The 2,313-nt window shown below is 54.2% G+C and carries 3 protein-coding genes and 1 tRNA gene; all 4 read right to left on the minus strand.

Features of this window, described 5'->3' with window-relative positions:
- Positions 1 to 474: 474 nt before the first annotated feature.
- The 4 genes from rplT to DW661_RS09925 all read right to left on the minus strand — a co-directional run bounded on the left by rplT (position 475) and on the right by DW661_RS09925 (position 2,192).
- Complete coding sequence (rplT, locus tag DW661_RS09910; RefSeq protein WP_006234421.1) at positions 475 to 834, minus strand: 50S ribosomal protein L20; 360 nt, start codon at positions 832 to 834, stop codon at positions 475 to 477.
- Between the two features lie 46 nt (positions 835 to 880).
- Complete coding sequence (gene rpmI, locus DW661_RS09915; protein WP_006234422.1) at positions 881 to 1,072, minus strand: 50S ribosomal protein L35; 192 nt, start codon at positions 1,070 to 1,072, stop codon at positions 881 to 883.
- 32 nt (positions 1,073 to 1,104) lie between these two features.
- Entirely contained in the window at positions 1,105 to 1,674 is a 570-nt protein-coding gene (gene infC / locus DW661_RS09920; RefSeq protein ID WP_089573296.1) for a translation initiation factor IF-3, read from the minus strand.
- A gap of 431 nt (positions 1,675 to 2,105) precedes the next feature.
- A tRNA-Leu gene (locus tag DW661_RS09925) sits at positions 2,106 to 2,192 on the minus strand.
- Positions 2,193 to 2,313 lie beyond the last annotated feature (121 nt).

Here is a 2,313-nt window from a genome sequence, read left to right on the forward strand (position 1 = left end):
GATTCATATGGTTTTAGTATAGGAAAAGGAATTTCTCGGGGCCGCCTCTCGGCGGCCTTGCGAAAAACAAATCCAAGTTAGACCATTTCAAATGGTTCGATGTCTGCCCGGATGCGACACTGAATGTGTCCATCCTCGCAGTATCCGGTTCTCAAGGTGCACGCCTGGCGGCTGATCCGGTCCGACCGGGCCGCGCGGCAAGGAGATATATTGCCAGACCGCGAAGCCCTGTGGGTCGTCAATTCCACTCTTCACAAGTCCTACACAACATATCGCTTTCTATAGCTAATAGAAAGACTGGTGCGGATCTTCCGCACGTATCAGATGATGACCCTTTGGTTTAGGAATATATAGAGATCGGTCACCTGTAAGTGTCTATCTACCCGCGCTTTTAGCAATGTAAACCGCGCTTCAGATAAAAAGAGGGAGCGCCGCGCACAACGCGACACTCCCCTAGCGATTCAAGAGAATCTATTAGGCCTCGAGAGCCTTCTTGGCGATGGTAGCCAGCTCGTTGAAGGACTCGATGTCCTCGTAAGCCATCTGAGCCAGGACCTTGCGGTCGAGCTCGATGCCGGCAACCTTCAGGCCATGCATGAACTGAGAGTAAGAGATGTCGTTCAGGCGAGCAGCAGCGTTGATACGGGTAATCCAGAGAGAACGGATCTCGCGCTTCTTGTTGCGGCGATCACGATACTGATACTGCAGGGAGTGCTGGACCTGCTCTTTAGCATGCTTGTAAGTACGCGAAGCGGCACCGTAGTAACCCTTCGCACGGTGCATAACGGTACGGCGCTTCTTCTTGGCGGCAACAGCGCGCTTAATACGTGCCATGTTCTATCAACTCCTAGACGGTAAAACGAAAAACGGGAACGCGAACTTAGGCGAGACGTGACTTGATGACCTTGCGGTCGGCAGCGGCGATCTCGGTCTCCTGACGGAAGCCACGCTTACGCTTGGTGGACTTCTTGCTCAGGATGTGGCTCTTGAAAGCCTTGGCGCGCATAAGCTTGCCGGTACCAGTCTTGCGGAAACGCTTCTTGGTGCCGCTGTGGGACTTCATCTTAGGCATGAAATACTCCTTAATCGGTTACAGAACACTAGTTACTTGCTATCGCTTGCCGCTTTATCCTCATCGAAGGCGCCCTTAATCGGGGCGAGCAGCATAAGCATGTTACGGCCTTCCATCTTAGGCTTGGACTCGACCGTAGCGTAAGGCTTGAGATCCTCGGCGAGACGCTCAAGAACGTTAAGGCCCTGCTCCGGGTGAGCCATCTCACGGCCGCGGAACATGATGGTGATCTTAACGCGTGCGCCCTTCTTGAGGAAACGCAGAACGTGGCCCTTCTTGGTCTCGTAGTCGCCAACGTCGATCTTGGGTCGGAACTTCATTTCCTTGACCTCGACCTTGGACTGGTTCTTACGAGCAGCCTTGGCCTTCATGGCCTGCTGGTACTTGAACTTACCGTAGTCCATGACCTTGCAGACCGGCGGCTCCGCGTTGGGAGCGATCTCGACCAGGTCGAGACCCTGATCGTCGGCGACGCGCTGGGCATCGCGGATGGCGAACAGGCCGAGCTGAGAGCCATCGACGCCAATCAAACGACACGAAGATGCAGTGATCTCGTCGTTGATGCGGGTGTCATCAGACTTAGCTATTTTCCCTACCTCCATTCATAAAAAAATAACCCGGCGCTTCTCAGCAACCAGGTCGTACACATAGACTTCCTCGATTTGAGGAAGGGAATCTAAGTTGTATGACCAGTCAGCTGCTCATTGGCGCCAAAAGGTGGGAACCCTCAGGTTCCTCTTTAGGGCATTGCGGGAACAACGCCTTGCGAATAATAACACGTACAGCGCGTTATCACATTACGTACACGAAAAAGGGGCCTTGACCCCCTTGAACACTCGCTTGCATGAATGGTGCCCGAGGCGAGACTCGAAGGACCTTCACTTCGCGAAGCCCCGGGCTTCGGGCGCATGGCGTCCTCGCCACGCTCCGCTACAAACAGGCCACAGGCCTGTTTGCTTAACGCTTCGCGCGCTCACGCGAGTTCGGCACGAAAAAGGGGGCCGCAACCCCCTTGAACGCTCGCTTGCATGAATGGTGCCCGAGGCGAGACTCGAACTCGCACGTTGTTGCCAACGGTGGATTTTGAGTCCACTGCGTCTGCCAATTCCGCCACTCGGGCACGCAATGCGTGAGTTAGTTTATCACAGCTTTCTACCGATTAGTCCGAAAATGGAACTTCGAGCATTTCGATGAGTTCGACCCTTGATTCTCATCTTCATTGCAACAGCCTCAGGACTCAG

It is taken from the genome of Collinsella sp. AM24-1 (assembly GCF_003470325.1).
Classification (GTDB): Bacteria; Actinomycetota; Coriobacteriia; order Coriobacteriales; family Coriobacteriaceae; genus Collinsella.

Excerpts from the sequence above, each read along its gene's own strand:
- rplT (WP_006234421.1), bottom strand. The coding sequence starts at position 834 with ATGGCACGTATTAAGCGCGCTGTTGCCGCCAAGAAGAAGCGCCGTACC.
- rpmI (WP_006234422.1), bottom strand. The coding sequence starts at position 1,072 with ATGCCTAAGATGAAGTCCCACAGCGGCACCAAGAAGCGTTTCCGCAAG.
- infC (WP_089573296.1), bottom strand. The coding sequence starts at position 1,674 with ATGGAGGTAGGGAAAATAGCTAAGTCTGATGACACCCGCATCAACGAC.